An 18,169-nucleotide genomic window follows, 5' to 3' on the forward strand; every position below is an offset into this window, starting at 1 on the left:
TTTACTTTCAGAAACTTAACATTGCCCATTTGCGGCCTTCGCTACATTTGAAACGACTGTAGAAGATGCATTTGTATGGCTGAGAAGAAACGTTCCATTATTCCGAGAGATATTAGCTGGCTGAGTTTTAACGCCCGGGTATTGCAGGAGGCCAACGATCCTACTGTACCCCTCAAAGAACGCATTCGTTTTTTAGGCATTCACTCCAATAATCAGGATGAATTTTTCCGGGTACGGGTAGCTACGCTAAAGCGTATGCAACTGGTGATGAAGAAAGGCGTAAAAGCCGCCATGCACCTCGAAAAATCGCCAGATCACATACTGGAAGAAATACACAAAGTGGTGCTGCAACAACAGCATGAATTTGCCCGTATTTGGGAGAATATTTTGGGCGAACTCCGCAAGCAAAAAATTCATTTCATCAACGAAAAACAACTGAGCAAAGAGCAAGAGCTTTTTGTAGAAAAATACTACGATGATGAAGTGAGCCCCAACCTCATTCCGCTGATGATAGAAGACATTCCGAAGATGCCTTACCTGCGGGATAAGTCTATTTACCTCGGGGTGGTAATGCGCAAAAAAAGCAAGTCGTACCAACAGAAATATGCACTGATAGAAATACCGGCCAAAGCAAACGGCCGTTTTGTGTTGTTGCCTTCCAAAGCAGGTGAGCAACACATTATGCTGTTGGAAGATGTAATTAGGTATAACCTCAAACACATTTTTGCCTACTTCGATTTCGACAGTTTTAATGCCCATCTTTTTAAAGTAACCAAAGATGCTGAGCTCGACATCGACAACGATATCAGCACCGATATTGCGCAAAAAATTGAGAAGGGCATCAAGCGGCGCCGCGAAGGCAAGCCCGTACGTTTTGTGTACGACAAAGACATGGATGCCGGCTTGCTCGAATACCTCATGCGCCGCCTCAATCTGAGCCGCAAAGACAACCTGATTCCCGGTGGCCGCATCCACAACTTTCGTCACTTCATGGATTTTCCGGATGTGTTCAACACCCGCAATCCACGTAAGCCATCTTTCATACACCCGGCATTGGATGATGGCAAAAAAATGTTTGATGTATTGAAGCAGCAAGATGTGTTGCTCTCTTTTCCATATCATTCATTTACCTCACTCATACACCTGCTGCGGGAAGCTGCCATGGATGCCGACGTGCAAAGCATAAAGCTCACAGCATACCGTTTGGCTAGCAATAGCAAAATTATCAATGCCCTCATCAATGCGGTACGCAATGGCAAAAAAGTAACGGTGGTGCTGGAATTGAAAGCCCGTTTTGATGAAGAGGCCAACCTCTACTGGAAGGAAGTATTGGAGCAGGAAGGCGTGAAAGTGTTAACGGGTGTACCCAACATGAAAGTGCATGCCAAAGCTTGTGTGATCACCCGCAAATCGGGCAACCGCCTCATGCATTATGGCTTCATTAGCACGGGCAATCTCAACGAAAAAACAGCCCGCATTTATGGTGATCATTGCCTTCTCACCAGCAATCGCCTCATCATGGCTGATGCCAACCGGTTGTTCAATTATTTAGAAAAACCAACAGCTGGCATGGCGCCATTGCGGGCTTGCAAAACGCTGTGGGTTTGCCCCACGGGCATGCGCAAAAACATACAGGCCTGCATCAACAAAGAGATCGCCAACGCCAAAGCCGGCAAGCCTGCAGCCATTACCATCAAAATCAATTCGCTGAGTGATCAATTGCTCATTGAACATTTGTACAAAGCAGCGCAAGCAGGTGTAGCTGTCCGCTTAATTGTGCGGGGTATTTTCTGTGCTGTATTTGATGACCTGAAGCCCAAGCCAGCCATCAAACCGGTGTGCATCAGCATTGTAGATGAATACCTGGAACATGCACGGGTACTGGCTTTTCACAACAATGGCAAACCGCAGCTGTACATTTCTTCTGCCGATTTTATGGTCCGCAACCTCGACCATCGGGTGGAAGCTGCCGTACCCATCACCGACCCCGACATCAAGCAAGAACTGCTCGACATATTGGACATTCAGCTCAGCGATAACGTGAAGGCCCGCAAACTGGAAGGCAAACTGAAAAACGAATACGTGCCCACCAAAGGTCAACGCAAAATCAAATCGCAGATTGAAGTGTACAAATACCTCGCTGCCAAAAAACTGGCATCCCCTGCTCATCCCCGTTTTGATGAAAGCGATAAAGTGAGCAGGTTGTCATAATGGTATGCGGTTTAGATTGGACTCGGATTAACGCAGATGAAAACGGATTTTCGCAGAAAATAAAAAACGCTGTGCAATCTGTGCGAAAAACTCAGCTCCGTGAGCTCCCCTTCAAATGGATAAAATAGCCTTTATTTGGGCATGCGTTTGGCAGCAATAGATATTGGTAGCAACGCAGCCCGTCTGCTCATTTCAGATGTGCTGCACGATGAAAAAGGCAAGCCTGTTTTCAGTAAAATAAATCTGGTGCGGGTACCCCTCCGGCTGGGTATGGATGTATTTGCAGAAGGAAAAATTTCACCGCACAGAACGGGCATGATTTTGCAAACCATGAAGGCTTACAAACACCTCATGAATGCCTACGATGTAAAACACATGAAAGCCTGCGCCACCAGCGCCATGCGTGATGCCAGCAATGCCCCCGACATTCTGCGCAAAATAAAAATGGAAACCGGCATTGATATTGAAGTAATCAGCGGCTCGGATGAAGCCGCCATGATTTACGAAAACCACATTGCCGAAAACATGGACACCGACCACAACTACCTGTACATTGATGTAGGCGGCGGTAGCACCGAAACAACCTGCTTTTCCAAAGGCAAACTGGTCTTCAAACAATCCTTCAATATTGGCACCATCCGCTTACTCAAAGGCATGATAGCCGAATACCAGTGGGATGTGATGAAAGATACCATCAAGCGAAATGTAAAAGGGCTGAGCAATATGGTTGCCATTGGCAGTGGCGGCAATATCAACAAAGTTTTTTCCATGTCGAAAAAGAAAGATGGAAAGCCGCTATCGCTGGAAACCTTGCGGGATTATTACAAAGAGTTCAGCAGTTTTTCCTTAGAAGAAAGAATGCTGCATTACAACCTGCGGGAAGACCGTGCCGATGTAATTTTGCCCGCCCTGCAAATTTACATCAATGCCATGCGATGGGCAGATGCCGATCTTATTTATGTACCCAAAATTGGATTGGCCGACGGCTTGATTCAACACCTGTACATGCAGCTATCCGACGCTGAAAAACAACTTTGATATCGAATGGTTAAAGTAGCTTAGATGAACAATACAAAACTTGCTTGTACTGTTTTTTCACCTATGGCAATTGTTCTTCTTGCCCCAAAAATATTTTTATGAGCACCTATTCTGCAGTAAAAAAAGTAACGACCAATACCTTGCTGAAAATGAAAACCGATGGCAGCAAAATTGCCATGATAACGGCCTACGATTTTTCGTTTGCCCGGTTGTTTGACCAAGCCGGTATTGATGTGATTTTGGTGGGCGACAGTGCCAGCAATGTAATGGCCGGACATGAAACCACATTACCACTTACACTCGATCAAATGATATACCATGCACAAAGTGTAGTGCGTGGTGTGCAACGTTGTTTGGTGGTGATTGATATGCCCTTTGGCACCTACCAAAGCAACAGCGATATTGCCGTAGCTTCTGCCATTCGAATTATGAAAGAAACAGGTGGTCACAGCCTGAAACTGGAAGGAGGTCGTGAGGTATTAGATAGCATAAAAAAAGTGGTGGATGCCGGCATACCGGTGATGGGTCACTTGGGATTGACACCACAAAGCATTTACAAATTTGGCACTTATACGGTACGGGCCAAAGAAGAAGCTGAAGCACAAAAACTACGGGAAGATGCATTAACGCTGCAAGAAGCAGGTTGCTTTGCCATTGTGCTCGAAAAAATTCCTGCCAGCCTTGCTAAAGAAGTATCGGAAAGTTTACACATTCCTACCATTGGCATTGGCGCTGGTGTGAACTGCGATGGTCAAGTGCTGGTAATGCATGATATGCTCGGCATCAATACGGAATTTAAGCCCCGCTTTTTACGGCAGTACCTCAACCTGCACGAACAAATCACAGGTGCTGTGCAGCAATACGTGTCCGATGTAAAAGCAAAAGATTTTCCGAGTGAAGCAGAATCGTACTGATGATTTCTGATGTCTGATGTACGATGTCTGATTTTTCATCGCCCACAAAAAACAAATAGGTAATTCAAAGCCCCCTTTAGTGTCCCGATTGCTATCGGGTTGGGGGTTTCCCCCCTCACCTTCTTCACCTCCGCCACAGTTACCACTGATGCTTTATTGCCAAAACTATTACGGATGTACGTGAGCACATCTGCAATTTGCTGATTGGTCAATTGTGGTTGAGCAGGCATGGGTATCACGTATTCTTCACCATCAACGGTCAGTGGTTCTTCAATGCCTTTGAGCACAATATTTATGAGGCGTTTTTTATCGCCCAACACCCATTCGGTTTTTATCAGTGGCGGATTCATGCCACTGATGCCTTTGCCATCGGCCATGTGGCACGACATGCATACCTGCGTGTACACTTTTTTGCCCGCTTCATAATTGGCAGGTTTGCCGGTTTGCAAAAAAGCTGCAGTACACAAAATGACCAGGATGCCTGTAGCAACAAGTTTCTTCATGATGGATGGATTAGACAGCAGCAAAACTAATGGTTGGTATCGCTTAAAAAAGTTTTACGGGCTATAAACAAGGAAAGTAGCTGGATTGTTCCCGCCTTCGACAAACCGGCTTTTTACAGGCCACCTATATTTGCCGCCCAACCAAAGACAGATACATGCGTATTTCCGCACTGCTTATTGTTAGCGCTATGCTAACACAATCGTTAATGGCACAAGACAGTACAGGCACAGGCCTCGACCCCGTGACGGTTACCGCAAGCATCACGCCTTTGCAAGCCTCCAAAACTGGTCGCAATATTGTGGTACTCCGCGGTGAGCAATTTTACCAACTACCCGTACACTCCATTGATGAATTGCTGCGCTACATACCGGGTGTAGAAATGCAGGCCCGAGGACCCATGGGCAGCCAAAGCGATTTGGTCATTCGGGGCGGCACCTTTCAGCAAGTGCTGGTGATTCTCGATGGCATCCGGTTGAACGACCCGCTGACCGGGCATTTCAGCAGCTACATTCCCATTGCCCCTTCGGAAATAGACCGCATCGAAGTATTGAAAGGCGCCTCATCTGCCCTCTATGGTACAGAAGCTGTGGGTGGTGTCATTCACATCATTACAAAAAGCTTTGCCAACCAACGTAAGCAACGAACCACTGCACAAATAGCCATGGGTGAATATGGATTATTCAATGCCAGTGTAGGCGGCACATTTACTACGAAAAAAGGTATTGTAAGTGCAGGCATACAAAGCAACCATGCCACAGGTCAGCAACAGCGGGGCACCAAAGGCTTTTTAGATGCCAGCACCATCTCTGCATCGTACCGCCACCAGTGGAATGAAAAATGGTACACCGCTGCAAGAGTAGCGTACGATTACCGCGACTTTGCAGCGCAAAATTTTTACACCACGTTTGCCAGCGACACCGCCCGTGAACGGGTGATTACACAATGGAATCATGTGCAAACCGGCTATACCGGAAAGCACCTGAAATGGCGGCTGGATGCTGGTTACAAAACCACCGACGACCGATACAGCTTCAACAAACGCAGTACACCCAATCAAAACAATTCATCGGTTTGGCAAGCGTTGAGTGTGGCCGATATTGAGTTATCTGCAAAGAGCAGCATTACTACCGGACTTCAATTTGTGCAAAAGCAAATCAAGAGTAACGACCGCGGTAATCACAGCGTTTCGCAAACAGGTGTATTCGCTGTTTTGCATCAGCAAATAGGTCAATACATTCAGGCAGAACCAGCACTGCGACTGGACATTCACCAACGCAGTGGCGTAGAATTATTGCCCCAATTGAATCTCTCCTACAAACGTAGTTTTTATCAATTGCGGGGGAGTGTTGGACGAACCATACGTGATGCTGACTTTACCGAACGCTTCAACAATTACAACCGGACACTCGTTGCCAGCGGCAGCATTGGCAATCCCGATCTGGAACCAGAAACATCTTGGAGCTACGAAGCCGGCGCCGATGTATGGCTGGCCGAATCCATCAAAATTGCAGCGGGATGGTTTAGCCGCGAACAACGCAACCTGATAGATTTTGTAACTACACCATATGCGCAAATGCCCCGTCAGGTAAACCTTGTACCGACGGGTACCTATGCCTTGGCTAAAAACATTGCCAGTGTGCAAACGAATGGTTTTGAAACAGACATTACCTACCGCAAACAATGGAAGCCGCAGCATTGGCTGCAGGGCAATGCCGGATTGGTGTGGCTCAACAGCAACAGCAATGGCGCTACCCCTGGTTTCTATATCAGCTCTCATGCACGTTTCTTGTTCAACTATGGCATCGTGTATCAATACCACCGCATCACCATTGCGGTGAATGGTTTGTACAAGCAACGCCGCGAACAAAAAGCCAATGCCATCAATGCCAGCATTACCCCCAACTACTGGCTTACCAATGTTCGAATTGATGGCCGCATCAGCAGTCACCTGAGTGTATTTGTGCAGGCAGATAATGTAGGCGATGTGAGCTACAGCGACCTGCTGGGCGCTGTGATGCCCCGCCGCTGGCTGATGGGTGGGGTGAAATGGAACCGTTAATACAACTGTGCTCTCGCAGGCCTCCCGGCCTGTGAGTTAATGGTTACTATTTCGACAATGACTACTAATCCAGTTGTTAAGGCGAGATATGTCGCCTATTTCACATTTCCACTGACATTCAAGTAAAAGTTTATCAAAAAACAAACGTCATCAACCCCTTCTGAAAAATATCCATCTACCAGCCTCTTTGGATTGAAAATTTCACCATCACTTTTCCTTACAAAGACTGTATGAGCAATATTCAAACCAAAATCAACTTCCCATTGCCAGTTATTCAACGACCGAATTTTTTCGCCGATATAAACAAATAATGGGAGGCGTAGTGCAGAGTTTTTTCTAACATCTGCCGCTCTTTCTGAAAGAAGCTTTAGAAGTGTGCTGTCCCCATTAAGAAAGGAAATCTTCTCACTATTAAAAAAAGCTTTAAATGAATTTTCATACTTATTGATGCACTCATTTAAATGAAGAAAATCTGCTATCGCTTCATTTAGAGGAACGTTGATATCAATAAACCTTAAAAATGATTTACTATTTGTATCAAAATCTACGAAGAAGCCTTCATTAAGTACCTTAGAAAAAAGTAAATTAGACTTATCCTTTAAAATATATAAGTCCAAATTAGGATCAGAATATCCATGACGATATATCAATTTCTCCTTTTTAGCAACAAAGCCGGAGTCAATTAATTCAACAAGTTTTTGCTTGTTTACTCTGGCATCATTTTGTCCACAAATTCTATCTGATATTAGGTTCATACAAGTAATGAGAAAAATAATTGCTGACAAATTTTGTTTCCACATTGACATTCGAAGGTAATTGCAGTTAGACTTAGCAAGTTAATAATAAGGCGTCATTTGCTAGTTGTTCCTTCTTAATCAGGTGACCAACTTGAGCGAAGAAACCCACCCCGTCCTAAAGGGAACCCTCCAAAGAGGGGAGAAAACTCTCGGTTCCGGTCTCCGGACTCCGGACTTTCGGTCTCCCGACTTCCGGACTTTTTCCTGCGGATAAAATCCGACCTTTGCGCCGCTCCCGCCGCAATCGAGCGGGGCTATCGATTGCTTAACAAGACAGCTTACAACATGAAAGATTTTTTGCAGGCCCTCCGTTTGGAGGCCACCAATGCCGGCACTTCTACCGGTGCCCAATGGCTCAGCAGTACTGGCAGCCAACTTCAATCTTACTCTCCCGTTGATGCCAGCCTCATTGGCCAGGTAACGGCCACAGATAAAGCCGGCTACGAAGCCGTTGTGGCAAAGGCACAAGAAGCCTTTGTAGCATGGCGCCAGTGGCCCGCACCCCGCCGTGGCGAAGTGGTACGCCAAATTGGTGAAGCCCTCCGCCAGCACAAAGACGCACTGGGCAAACTGGTGAGTTATGAAATGGGCAAAAGCCTGCAGGAAGGCCTGGGTGAAGTGCAGGAAATGATTGACATCTGCGATTTTGCCGTTGGCCTCAGCCGCCAGTTGTATGGCCTGAGCATGCATAGCGAACGCCCCGGCCACCGCATGTACGAGCAGTGGCATCCGCTGGGTGTAGTAGGCATCATCAGTGCCTTCAACTTTCCGGTAGCCGTATGGAGCTGGAACAGCATGCTGGCTTGGGTTTGCGGCGATACCTGCATTTGGAAGGCTTCTGAAAAAGCGCCGCTGTGCTCAGTAGCTTGTCAGCTGATTGTACAAGATGTATTTGCTAAAAACGGCGTACCCGAAGGCGTAAGTTGTATTGTAAACGGTGGCCGCGAAGTGGGCGAATGGATGAGCAACGACCATCGCCTGCCGCTGATTAGTGCAACCGGCAGCACCCGCATGGGCAAGGAAGTAGGCAAAGCCGTAGCCGGCCGTATGGGCCGTAGCCTGTTGGAGCTGGGTGGCAACAATGCCATCATCATCAGCAAAGATGCCGACCTGGATATGAGCCTGATTGGTTGTGTGTTTGGTGCGGTAGGTACGGCCGGTCAGCGTTGTACATCTACCCGTCGCCTTATCATTCATCAATCTGTGTACGATACATTCAGCAAAAAACTGGCTAATGCCTATGCGCAACTCAGCATTGGCGATCCGCTGGATAGCAACAACCACGTAGGTCCGTTGATTGATACTGATGCCGTGAAGAACTACCTGAATGCTATTGAAGCCTGTAAACAGCAGGGTGGCAAGTTTTTGGTAGAAGGCGGTGTGCTGCAAGGCGCCGGCTACGAAAGCGGTTGTTATGTAAAGCCCTGTATTGCTGAGGTAACGCCCGATATGCCCATTGTACAAACAGAAACTTTTGCGCCGATTTTGTACATCATGAAATATGATACGCTTGACGAAGCCATTGCCATGCAAAATAATGTGCCGCAGGGTTTGAGCAGCGCCATCATGACGCTGAACCTGCGGGAAGCCGAGCAGTTTTTGAGTGCTGCCGGCAGCGACTGCGGTATTGCCAATGTGAACATTGGTACCAGCGGTGCAGAAATTGGCGGGGCTTTTGGTGGCGAAAAAGAAACCGGTGGCGGCCGCGAAAGTGGCAGCGACGCCTGGAAAAATTACATGCGACGCCAAACCAACACCATCAACTACACCAACAAGTTGCCACTGGCGCAAGGCATCCAATTCAATTTGGGATAAGCTATTTTTTCTATACCCCCTCATCAAAGTGCTGTCTCCGGGCAGCACTTTTTATATAATCGGAAACGACCATCTCTCATGTGGCCGCAGATATCGCCTATATTGCTGCCCACTATTTTTAACAGGATGCAAGCGGCGTTGCTTGTCAAATTTGTAGTATGCTTCAACGGTGGATAGTTTGCTTTTTCGTAGCAGTGTTTAGTACGGCGCAAGTGGCCATGGCCCAACAACCTATTCAAAAAGGCTGGCACCTGCTTGATGAAGAACAAGACGGTTATTACGGCATTTCGCTGCAAAAAGCCTACGATTTTCTCAAAGGCCGCAAGAGCCAGCCCATTGTGGTAGCGGTGATAGACAGCGGCATCGACACCACGCATGAAGACCTGAAACCCATACTCTGGCGCAATACCAAAGACAATAACGCCAATGGTATTGACGACGATAACAACGGCTACCCCGACGATGCACTGGGCTGGAATTTTTTGGGTAACCGCAACGGCGAAAATGTAGAAAAAGAAGCCGCAGAAGCTGCACGTCTGTTTCATGCATTGGCACCGCAATTCGACAACCGGCAAATAGACAGCAACTTGTTGTCACCACAAGCAAAAGCAGATTTTCGTTTGTGGTTGCAAGTGCAAAAAGCAGTAACCGTAACCGAAGAAGACCGCTTCATACTCAAGATATTGAATGCCACCAGTCGCACCATGTTGCAATACGATTCCATTATTGCAGCACAGTGGGGCAAAAATGAATTTACGCCCATTGAACTGGAAACATTTATACCACAAAGCCCGGAAGCCAGAAAAGCCAAACTGAATTTGCTGCGCATCTATACCCTTTTGCAAGTAGAGCCCGAGCAAACCAATGTGGAGTTTATGGAAGGCATGCGGGAATTCATTCAGCAAAAAGAAGACATCATTTACCTGCGAGAAAAACCAACGACCAACTACCGATTGCAAATAACCGGCGATGATGAAAACAACTGGCAAAGCCGCAACTACGGCAATGCAGATGTAATGGCAGGCACGGCCATGCATGGCACACATGTGGCCGGCATTATAGCTGCTGTAAGAAATAACGGACTTGGTATTGATGGCATAGCAGATAACGTACGCATATTGCCGCTGCGGGCGGTACCCAACGGCGATGAACACGATAAGGATGTAGCCCTTGCCATTCGCTATGCGGTAGACCAAGGTGCCAGCATTATCAACATGAGTTTTGGCAAGGGCCTTAGCCCGCAAAAAAATTGGGTGGATGAAGCCATTGCCTATGCAGCCAGTAAAAATGTATTGCTGGTGCATGCAGCGGGAAATGATGCAGCTTTTCTTGATACGGTTCCGCAATACCCTACACCGTTTTTAAACAATGGAACCATCGCTCCCAACTTCATTACGGTTGGTGCCAGCAGCGACAACAGCATCAAAGGCGGCCTCATTGCAGACTTTACCAACTATGGCCGGCAAACCGTGGATGTAATGGCACCGGGTGTAAAAATTTATGCTACCGTACCCACAGGCAACAAGTACGCATTTTTGCAGGGCACCAGCATGGCGGCGCCGGTGGTGAGTGGCATTGCCGCTATGTTGCGGAGTTATTTTCCGCAGCTTACGGCGGTAGAAATAAAACAAGTAATTGAGCAATCGGTAGATACCCGATATAGCGACAGACCTTACCCAAAACCCGGCGGCGAAAAAAAGGAAAAAATGACCCTTCGGGAGGCCTGCAAAACCGGCGGTGTGGTGAATGCGTACAATGCCGTGCAGTTAGCCGCACAACTTATAGAGAGCAAGCATAACTCCAAATCCGTTACCTCTTCAAAACAATAGCCATGCCACTACCTGTAACCGGCGACTACGCCCCTTTTTACCAAACCTATGTAAGCTACTGTGCCGCCCATGAAACGGATGCTCTCGACACATTGAAAGGTTCATTGGCAGAAATGGAGCAATGGCTGCGCCAGATTCCGGAAACGAAAAAAGACTTTGCCTATGCCCCTGGCAAATGGACCGTAGCCCAACTGTTGCAGCACATGGCCGATACAGAACGGGTATTTGCCTACCGGGCCTTGGCCATTGCCCGTGGTGAGCAGCAACCCCTGCCCGGCTTCGATGAAAATGCATGGGCCAATGAAGCACCGGCTATCCATCGCAGCATTTCAAGTTTGGTAGAAGAACTATTGCAATTGCGGCAGCTGACCATTACGCTGTTTCAATCCATTACACCGGCACAACTGCTGAACAAAGGCGTGGCATCGGGACAACCAATTACTGTGAATGCCCTGGCCTTCATTATGGTGGGGCATGTGCGGCATCATCAGCGCATTTATAGCGAACGCTACTGCTAATCGCTATGCCGCTTCGTTCATTTACCCGCCAGTTTTCATCAAAAGCTGGTTGTATTTGTTGCTTTTTCAGGTAAAAGGCCTGCCCAGACCGGACATTGGCCAAATATACTCTTGCTCCAACCCGGGGCTTCGGCGTAACCTTGGGGGGCAACCCCTATCTTTGCCCACCTTTTCAAAAATTGAATCATTAACCAACTACTATTATGGAGAATTTGATCTACGCTGTACCGGCCATGGGTATTGTCGGCCTGCTGTACACGTTCCTCAAGTTTAAATGGGTAAGCAAGCAAGACGCTGGCAACCCACGGATGCAAGAAATCAGTAAATACATTGCCGAAGGCGCCATGGCGTTTTTGAAGGCTGAATGGAAAATACTGGGCTATTTCGTGGTGCTGGTAGCCATTTTGCTCGGCGTAATGAGCATGAGCAACGAAAACAGCCACTGGTCTATCGCCATTGCGTTTGTGATTGGTGCCGTGTTTAGTGCTACAGCCGGTTACATTGGTATGCGTATTGCCACCAAAGCCAACGTTCGTACAGCACAAGCTGCACAAACAAGTTTGAGCAAAGCCCTCAATGTATCATTTACAGGTGGTGCTGTTATGGGCTTGGGTGTTGCCGGTTTGGCAGTGCTCGGTCTGGGTGCCCTGTTTATTGTTTTGAAAATGATTTTTGTACCCGCCGATGCTGCGGTTACCGGTCCGGAGATGCTGAGAACCATCGAGGTGCTCACTGGTTTTTCTCTCGGAGCGGAATCGATTGCGTTGTTTGCCCGTGTGGGCGGCGGTATTTATACCAAGGCTGCCGACGTAGGTGCTGACCTCGTAGGTAAGGTAGAAGCCGGTATTCCTGAAGATGACCCCCGCAACCCCGCCACTATTGCCGACAACGTAGGTGATAACGTAGGTGACGTAGCCGGTATGGGTGCTGACCTGTTCGGTTCTTACGTAGCTACCGTGTTGGCTACCATGGTACTTGGTCAGGAAACCACTTCGGTTGATGCTTTTGGCGGTTTGTCGCCCATTTTGCTGCCCATGCTTATTGCTGGTATCGGCATCATCTTCTCTATCATTGGTACCTTCTTCGTTCGCATCAGCGAGAATGCAGGCCTCAATACTGATACTGTTCAGAAAGCCCTCAACATGGGTAACTGGGGTTCTATCATCCTCACCGCTGCTGCTTCTGCAGGTTTGGTGTACTGGTTGCTGCCCGAAACCATGGAACTGCGTGGTTTGGAATTTACCCGCCACGGTGTAATGGGTGCTATCATGGTAGGTTTGGCCGTTGGTACGCTCATGAGCATCATTACCGAATACTTTACCGCTATGGGTAAACGCCCAGTGATGAGCATCATCCGCCAGAGTGCCACCGGCCATGCAACCAACGTAATTGGTGGTTTGGCAGTAGGTATGGAAAGTACCATGCTCCCTATTCTGGTACTGGCTGCCGGCATCTGGGGTTCTTACGAATGTGCCGGTTTGTACGGCGTGGCTATTGCTGCCGCCGGTATGATGGCTACCACTGCCATGCAACTCGCCATTGACGCTTTCGGCCCTATTGCCGACAACGCTGGTGGTATTGCAGAAATGAGTGAACTGCCCAAAGAAGTTCGTGAAAAAACCGATATCCTCGATGCCGTAGGTAACACCACCGCTGCCACTGGTAAAGGTTTTGCCATTGCTTCTGCAGCGCTGACTGCCCTCGCATTGTTTGCCGCTTTCGTAGGTGTGGCCGGCATTGAAGGCATCGACATTTACAAAGCCGATGTACTGGCCTGCTTGTTTGTGGGTGGTATGATTCCGTTCATCTTCTCTTCTCTCGCCATTCGTGCTGTAGGTGAAGCTGCTATGGCCATGGTGGAAGAAGTTCGCCGTCAGTTCCGCACCATCCCCGGTATTATGGAAGGTAAAGGCAAACCAGAATACGACAAATGTGTGGCCATTTCTACTGAAGCTTCCATCAAGAAAATGATGATGCCCGGTGCCATTGCTATTTTGTCGCCCATCATCATTGGTTTTATTATGGGCCCCGAAGCGTTGGGTGGTTTCCTGGCTGGTGCTACCGTAAGTGGTGTGCTCATGGGTATGTTCCAAAACAATGCCGGTGGCGCCTGGGACAATGCCAAGAAGAGCTTTGAAAAAGGTGTAGAAATCAACGGAGAAATCTATTACAAGAAAAGCGATCCACACAAAGCCTCTGTAACTGGTGATACCGTAGGTGATCCGTTTAAAGATACTTCTGGTCCTTCGATGAACATCCTCATCAAGCTGATGTCGATTGTATCATTGGTGATTGCCCCAACTTTGGCACAGGTACACGGTACGGCCAAAGCACATGGTGCGGCCAAACATGAAACCATTGAAGTAACCGTAGAAAAAACTGCTGGCGAAGCAACCGAAGCACCCATCGTATCAGCGCTTAAGGCTGATGGTTTGGTAGACAGTAGCAATTTTACCATTGAAGTAAAAGACGGTCAGTTATTTATCAATGGTACTGCACAGGATTCCGCCACTTTCAGCAAGTACAAGGGTTTGCTGAAAGATGGTGAGCAAAACCTGAAAATTGAGATTAAGCAAAAGCCATAAACCGCTGCTTACAATATAGAAAAGGCCGGATGCGTTTATCAGCATCCGGCCTTTTATTTTTCCGCAAATCCCTTTTTCCAAATAAAAAAAACTTTCACCTGTTTTTTTTGTATGTACAAAAAACACCATGCTTTGCTACTCTTCATCCAACCATTCCATAAGTTCCTGAGTAACCACGCCGGGGCTTTTTATTTGGCTATCATACATAAAAAAGACTACCCGAAACAGGTAGCCTTCACAAGTTTGTATTTGTGTAGTTAGCTCAGGCCACTCACCGCTACTTCTTTGTTTATTTTTTGCACCAATCCCTGCAATACTTTGCCGGGGCCGCACTCTGTAAACTGAGTAGCACCATCGGCCACCATGGCCTGCACACACTGCGTCCATTTTACGGGGCCGGTGAGTTGTGCAATGAGGTTGGCTTTTATTTCAGCAGGATTCGTTACTGCTTTGGCCACTACGTTTTGGTACACGGGGCAAGAAGGTTCGTTGAATTGTGCTGCTTCAATAGCTGCTATCAATTCTGTTTCGGCGTGGCGCATCAAAGGGCTGTGGAAAGCACCACCGACAGGCAGGGGCAATGCCCGTTTTGCACCGGCAGCTTTCATTTGCTCACAAGCAATTTCAATGCCTTTGGTAGAACCACTAATCACCAACTGACCGGGGCAGTTGTAATTCGCCGCTACTACTACTTCATCAATGCCAGCGCATATTTCTTCTACTTTGCTATCCTCCAAACCAAGAATGGCGGCCATGGTTCCGGGCTCTGCTTCGCAGGCATGCTGCATGGCAAAGGCACGGGCTTTTACCAACCGCAGGCCATCTTCAAAACTCAGGCAGCCATTGGCCACCAATGCCGTGAATTCGCCCAACGAGTGACCAGCCACCATGGCTGGTTGCTCGGTAGCCTGCATCTTAAAAGCTACATATGCATGCAAAAAAACAGCCGGCTGTGTTACTTTGGTTTGGCGCAGTTCTTCATCGGTACCGGCAAACATGATGTCGGAAATGCGAAAGCCGAGAATGTCGTTGGCCTGCTCAAACAATGCTTTGGCCGCTTCGCTGGTTTCATACAGTTGCTTGCCCATTCCGCTGAACTGGGCACCCTGACCGGGAAATACAAAGGCGTGTTTACTCATAAATAAAAGATGAGCCGCAAAGATGCTGAATATTCAAGTTTCACAACTGATTTCCATCCGCTATCTTGCCCGGATACAGCAAGAGGTTCTTGCATTAAAATGTTGCGTATGAAATTGATGTATCTGTTTTTAATGAGTGTTTGTTTCTCGGTTTCGGTTCATGCACAAAGCAGTTCATCATCAGGCGCTGCTTCATTACAGTTTTGGAAAAACCTGCAAAGCCTTTGTGGTAAAGCATTTGCGGGCACCGTTACTCAGGCACCTGCCAATGATACAAACTTTGCCAACAAGACATTGCTGATGCATGTGATACAATGCAGTAGCCATGAAATCCGCATTCCTTTTCATGTAGGTAACAACCGGTCACGTACATGGGTGCTTACACTCAAAGATTCTTTGATTGAATTGCGCCACGATCACCGGCATGAAGATGGCCATCCTGATAAAGTGACACAATATGGTGGATTGGCAACCAGTACCGGTTTGCCAACTGTACAATATTTTCCAGCCGATCAGTTTACTGTAAATCTATTGCCCAATGCTGCCGCTAACGTGTGGTGGATGGAATTGCGGATGAACCAATACTTCAGCTACAACCTGCGCCGCATAGGCAGCGACAGACAATACAGCATTCGTTTTGATTTATCAAAACCTGTGGCGACGCCGCCAGCACCGTGGGGCTTTGAAGTCAAACACTAACTCAGCTTCGCACCAATCAACCGCAAAAATTCGCTGCGTGTTGGCTCTTTGGTAAAAGCACCGCTGAACGCCGATGTAGTTGTAACGGAGTTCTGCTTGCTGACGCCCCGCATCATCATGCAAAAATGGCTGGCTTCAATCACCACCGCTACACCCATTGGGTTGAGTGCCTCATCTATCGATTCCAAAATTTGAGTTGTCAGTCTTTCCTGCACTTGCAGGCGGCGGGCAAATACATCTACCACACGGGCTATTTTGCTAAGGCCGGTAATATAACCATTGGGTATGTATGCAACATGCGCCTTGCCCACAAAGGGCAGCATGTGGTGTTCGCAAAGGCTGTACAGTTCAATGTCTTTCACAATCACCATTTCACTCACATCTTCATTAAACTTGGCAGAGTTGAGAATGTCGATGGCATTTTGCTGATACCCTTGTGTAAGGTATTGCATGGCTTTAGCTACACGCTCCGGTGTTTTCTCCAAACCTTCCCGTTGCACATCTTCGCCCAGCAATGCCAAGGTTTGGCGATAGGCCGCTGCGAGGTCTGCAGTCACTTGTTCGTCATACTGTTCTGTTTTTTTGTACGCCATAACGCTCTTTTATTGCTGTAAATAAATCTCTCCTTTCATGTACAACACCGCTTTGCCACCGAGTATCACTCTGTCGCCGCGATGTTCGCAAACCAACTCACCTCCCCTTGCCGAAATTTGCCGGCATACCAACTGCGCCTTATTGAGTTGCTGGCTCCAGTATGGTACTACATTACAGTGAGCACTACCCGTTACCGGATCTTCATCTACACCTGCTTTGGGGTAAAAGCAGCGGCTTACAGCATCGGCCTTGTAGCCTTTTGCTGTTACTATTACACCTGAGGTATCCAATTGTTTCAGCAAGGTCATGTCTGGCTTCACTTCCCGCACCGCATCTTCATTTTCCAGCACCACAAAATAATCTCTCGACTTCAGTATCTCTACCACATTACTCACGCCCAAGGCCTTGTATAACAAGGATGGAGCCACCACCGGCTCGGGCATACGGGCCGGAAAATCGAGTAGATACCAATCATCTTGAATGTTCACTTCCAAATGCCCGGCAGTTTGGGTACTAAAAGTGATATGCTTCTCTCCGGTCTTCATCATTTTATCAATCACGAAGGCTGTGGCAACAGTGGCATGGCCGCACAAATCAATTTCAAGCGTAGGCGTAAACCAACGAATATGATAATCGGCACCGCCATGAGCCGCCGGATACAGTGGTACAAAGAAAGCCGTTTCGGCCAGGTTGTTTTCCATGGCAATGCGTTGCATTACATCATCGGGCAACCATTGCTTCAGCGGCACTATGGCAGCAGGATTGCCTTTGAACAATTCGTTGGTAAATGCATCGACCTGGTATATGGTTAAGTTCATTTTTCTGTGGAAGTTGATGATTGATGAATAGCGGGTAAAGAGAGGTTGAACCTCACGGCTACTACCCGAATCAAAACGATGGTAATAATACTTACTATTTCAGCAAGATGCTGCGATACATTCATTTGTGTAAGGCCATAATACAAAAGCCCTCCGGCAATGCAGGCAGATGCATAAATTTCTTTGTGAAAAATAAGCGGCACCTGATTGAGCAATACATCTCTGATGACACCGCCAAAGCAGGCACTGATGGTACCCATGGCAATACTCATGCCCGGCGAATAACCCGCAGACAATGCAATGCTCATACCGGCAATGGTAAACAAGCCAAGCCCGAGTGAATCAAAGAGAAATAAAGTGGTTGATAATTTTTGATGCAAGCCACGCACCAGCATGGTACCAATGCATGCTACCAGTATCACCGCAATAATGAGTTCATTGCGCATCCAGTTTACAGGAAAATTGCCCATCAGTACATCCCGAATGGTACCACCACCAATAGAGGTAACAAACGAAATGATAATGACACCAAATACATCGAGTTGTTTTTGCAATGCCATACGGGCACCGCTGATGGCGAAACTGGCTGTGCCCAGTACATCAATGAGCAAGAGAAAATTGATTTCGGGCATGTGGTGTTTGCTTGTTA

15 protein-coding genes are annotated in these 18,169 nt (G+C 47.6%); 9 read left to right on the top strand and 6 right to left on the bottom strand.

Going from position 1 to position 18,169, the window contains the following annotated elements; translation table 11 throughout:
• Positions 1-75: 75 nt before the first annotated feature.
• The 3 genes from ppk1 (at position 76) to panB (ending at position 4,163) form a co-directional block, all read left to right on the top strand.
• Positions 76-2,211 (top strand): polyphosphate kinase 1, encoded by a 2,136-nt coding sequence (ppk1, locus tag V7Q13_RS15215; RefSeq protein WP_333801525.1) that lies wholly within the window; start codon positions 76-78, stop codon positions 2,209-2,211.
• Positions 2,212-2,352: 141 nt separating this feature from the next.
• The gene (locus V7Q13_RS15220) at positions 2,353-3,249 is read left to right on the top strand and encodes a Ppx/GppA phosphatase family protein (RefSeq protein WP_333801526.1); all 897 of its coding nucleotides are present in this window, start codon (positions 2,353-2,355) and stop codon (positions 3,247-3,249) included.
• Positions 3,250-3,347: 98 nt separating this feature from the next.
• Complete coding sequence (gene panB / locus V7Q13_RS15225) at positions 3,348-4,163, top strand: 3-methyl-2-oxobutanoate hydroxymethyltransferase (protein WP_333801527.1); 816 nt, start codon at positions 3,348-3,350, stop codon at positions 4,161-4,163.
• A 35-nt stretch (positions 4,164-4,198) separates the two neighbouring features.
• Here the strand turns inward: panB and V7Q13_RS15230 are convergent, their stop codons facing one another.
• A complete protein-coding gene (locus V7Q13_RS15230; RefSeq protein ID WP_333801528.1) occupies positions 4,199-4,666 on the bottom strand; it encodes a c-type cytochrome in 468 nt (155 codons plus the stop codon).
• A 155-nt stretch (positions 4,667-4,821) separates the two neighbouring features.
• On the opposite strand from V7Q13_RS15230, the gene V7Q13_RS15235 reads away from it, so the two are divergent.
• Complete coding sequence (locus V7Q13_RS15235; RefSeq protein WP_333801529.1) at positions 4,822-6,726, top strand: TonB-dependent receptor plug domain-containing protein; 1,905 nt, start codon at positions 4,822-4,824, stop codon at positions 6,724-6,726.
• A 95-nt stretch (positions 6,727-6,821) separates the two neighbouring features.
• On the opposite strand, the gene V7Q13_RS15240 is transcribed toward V7Q13_RS15235, so the two are convergent.
• Positions 6,822-7,532, bottom strand: a complete 711-nt coding sequence (locus V7Q13_RS15240; protein ID WP_333801530.1) for a hypothetical protein — start codon at positions 7,530-7,532, stop codon at positions 6,822-6,824.
• Positions 7,533-7,808: 276 nt separating this feature from the next.
• Between V7Q13_RS15240 and amaB the strand changes: the two genes are divergently transcribed.
• The 4 genes from amaB to V7Q13_RS15260 all read left to right on the top strand — a co-directional run bounded on the left by amaB (position 7,809) and on the right by V7Q13_RS15260 (position 14,270).
• Positions 7,809-9,338: an L-piperidine-6-carboxylate dehydrogenase gene (amaB, locus tag V7Q13_RS15245; RefSeq protein ID WP_333801531.1), complete on the top strand. Its 1,530-nt coding sequence runs from the start codon at positions 7,809-7,811 to the stop codon at positions 9,336-9,338.
• A 158-nt stretch (positions 9,339-9,496) separates the two neighbouring features.
• Positions 9,497-11,167 carry a S8 family serine peptidase gene (locus tag V7Q13_RS15250; protein WP_333801532.1) on the top strand — a complete coding sequence of 557 codons (1,671 nt, stop codon included), beginning with the start codon at positions 9,497-9,499 and terminating at the stop codon, positions 11,165-11,167.
• Between the two features lie 2 nt (positions 11,168-11,169).
• Positions 11,170-11,685, top strand: a complete 516-nt coding sequence (locus V7Q13_RS15255) for a DinB family protein (protein ID WP_333801533.1) — start codon at positions 11,170-11,172, stop codon at positions 11,683-11,685.
• Positions 11,686-11,888: 203 nt separating this feature from the next.
• Positions 11,889-14,270 carry a sodium-translocating pyrophosphatase gene (locus tag V7Q13_RS15260; RefSeq protein WP_333801534.1) on the top strand — a complete coding sequence of 794 codons (2,382 nt, stop codon included), beginning with the start codon at positions 11,889-11,891 and terminating at the stop codon, positions 14,268-14,270.
• A gap of 257 nt (positions 14,271-14,527) precedes the next feature.
• Here V7Q13_RS15260 and fabD read toward each other — a convergent pair whose 3' ends face one another.
• Positions 14,528-15,409 carry an ACP S-malonyltransferase gene (fabD, locus tag V7Q13_RS15265; RefSeq protein WP_333801535.1) on the bottom strand — a complete coding sequence of 294 codons (882 nt, stop codon included), beginning with the start codon at positions 15,407-15,409 and terminating at the stop codon, positions 14,528-14,530.
• Positions 15,410-15,517: 108 nt separating this feature from the next.
• On the opposite strand from fabD, the gene V7Q13_RS15270 reads away from it, so the two are divergent.
• On the top strand, positions 15,518-16,108 hold the full coding sequence (locus V7Q13_RS15270; protein WP_333801536.1) for a hypothetical protein: 591 nt from the start codon (positions 15,518-15,520) through the stop codon (positions 16,106-16,108).
• Here V7Q13_RS15270 and folE read toward each other — a convergent pair.
• From folE to V7Q13_RS15285, 3 genes are read right to left on the bottom strand one after another with little or no spacing between them, the layout of a single operon-like run.
• The gene (gene folE, locus V7Q13_RS15275) at positions 16,105-16,701 is read right to left on the bottom strand and encodes a GTP cyclohydrolase I FolE (RefSeq protein WP_333801537.1); all 597 of its coding nucleotides are present in this window, start codon (positions 16,699-16,701) and stop codon (positions 16,105-16,107) included. The two genes, V7Q13_RS15270 and folE, sit on opposite strands and share 4 nt — an antisense overlap.
• Before the next feature lie 9 nt (positions 16,702-16,710).
• On the bottom strand, positions 16,711-17,520 hold the full coding sequence (locus V7Q13_RS15280) for a PhzF family phenazine biosynthesis protein (RefSeq protein ID WP_333801538.1): 810 nt from the start codon (positions 17,518-17,520) through the stop codon (positions 16,711-16,713).
• Positions 17,517-18,152, bottom strand: coding sequence for a trimeric intracellular cation channel family protein (locus tag V7Q13_RS15285; RefSeq protein ID WP_333801539.1), 636 nt, complete (start codon positions 18,150-18,152; stop codon positions 17,517-17,519). Before V7Q13_RS15285 ends, V7Q13_RS15280 begins: the two co-directional genes overlap by 4 nt.
• Between the last annotated feature and the right edge of the window lie 17 nt (positions 18,153-18,169).

It is taken from the genome of Phnomibacter sp., from assembly GCF_036803085.1.
GTDB lineage: Bacteria > Bacteroidota > Bacteroidia > Chitinophagales > Chitinophagaceae > Phnomibacter.

Bases quoted from the DNA above. Each gene is read 5' to 3' on its own strand.
- V7Q13_RS15230 (WP_333801528.1), bottom strand. From the start codon at position 4,666: ATGAAGAAACTTGTTGCTACAGGCATCCTGGTCATTTTGTGTACTGCA.
- V7Q13_RS15270 (WP_333801536.1), top strand. From the start codon at position 15,518: ATGAAATTGATGTATCTGTTTTTAATGAGTGTTTGTTTCTCGGTTTCG.
- ppk1 (WP_333801525.1), top strand. From the start codon at position 76: ATGGCTGAGAAGAAACGTTCCATTATTCCGAGAGATATTAGCTGGCTG.
- amaB (WP_333801531.1), top strand. From the start codon at position 7,809: ATGAAAGATTTTTTGCAGGCCCTCCGTTTGGAGGCCACCAATGCCGGC.
- V7Q13_RS15250 (WP_333801532.1), top strand. From the start codon at position 9,497: ATGCTTCAACGGTGGATAGTTTGCTTTTTCGTAGCAGTGTTTAGTACG.
- panB (WP_333801527.1), top strand. From the start codon at position 3,348: ATGAGCACCTATTCTGCAGTAAAAAAAGTAACGACCAATACCTTGCTG.
- V7Q13_RS15280 (WP_333801538.1), bottom strand. From the start codon at position 17,520: ATGAACTTAACCATATACCAGGTCGATGCATTTACCAACGAATTGTTC.
- V7Q13_RS15235 (WP_333801529.1), top strand. From the start codon at position 4,822: ATGCGTATTTCCGCACTGCTTATTGTTAGCGCTATGCTAACACAATCG.
- V7Q13_RS15260 (WP_333801534.1), top strand. From the start codon at position 11,889: ATGGAGAATTTGATCTACGCTGTACCGGCCATGGGTATTGTCGGCCTG.
- V7Q13_RS15285 (WP_333801539.1), bottom strand. From the start codon at position 18,152: ATGCCCGAAATCAATTTTCTCTTGCTCATTGATGTACTGGGCACAGCC.
- V7Q13_RS15220 (WP_333801526.1), top strand. From the start codon at position 2,353: ATGCGTTTGGCAGCAATAGATATTGGTAGCAACGCAGCCCGTCTGCTC.
- fabD (WP_333801535.1), bottom strand. From the start codon at position 15,409: ATGAGTAAACACGCCTTTGTATTTCCCGGTCAGGGTGCCCAGTTCAGC.
- folE (WP_333801537.1), bottom strand. From the start codon at position 16,701: ATGGCGTACAAAAAAACAGAACAGTATGACGAACAAGTGACTGCAGAC.
- V7Q13_RS15240 (WP_333801530.1), bottom strand. From the start codon at position 7,532: ATGTCAATGTGGAAACAAAATTTGTCAGCAATTATTTTTCTCATTACT.
- V7Q13_RS15255 (WP_333801533.1), top strand. From the start codon at position 11,170: ATGCCACTACCTGTAACCGGCGACTACGCCCCTTTTTACCAAACCTAT.